This is a genomic window from Aequorivita aurantiaca, from assembly GCF_030410135.1.
In the GTDB taxonomy this organism is placed as follows: Bacteria; Bacteroidota; Bacteroidia; order Flavobacteriales; family Flavobacteriaceae; genus Aequorivita; species Aequorivita aurantiaca.
Genome location: NZ_JAUGQQ010000044.1, coordinates 1 through 443, shown reverse-complemented (window position 1 = coordinate 443; position 443 = coordinate 1). Strand labels below are relative to the sequence as shown.

1 protein-coding gene is annotated in these 443 nt (G+C 56.4%); it reads left to right on the top strand.

All coding sequences use genetic code 11. From position 1 onward, the window contains the following. Positions 1-443, top strand: a 443-nt coding sequence (locus QRD02_RS14530) for a T9SS type A sorting domain-containing protein (RefSeq protein WP_290255647.1), incomplete at both ends; no start/stop codon positions are given.

Below are 443 nucleotides of genomic sequence, written 5' to 3'. Positions count from 1 at the left end.
GCCTCCTGCACCGCCGAGGTGAGCGTGGTTGACAGGCTGGCTCCCGAGCTTACCTGCCCTGCGGACCAGACCGTGGATCCAGGAGCCGGCAACCTTTTCTATATCCTGCCCGATTACTTCGCCACGGGCGAGGCAATTGCGGACGACAACTGTACGGATCCGGTGACCATCACCACCCAGGACCCGGCCCCCGGCACTCCGTTGTCCGATGGCACTTACACCATCACCATGACAGCTACCGATGAGTACGGAAACGCCTCAACATGTGATTTCGAGCTTACCGTGGAGACCACCATCGGCGTGGCCGAGAACTCATTGGACAAGGGCTTGGCGTTATACCCCAACCCGGCGGACAATGTGGTGAACCTTGTGAACAAGACCAACATTTCCCTAGAGAAATTGATGATCTATGACATAAACGGTAAACTGGTAAACCAAACGGA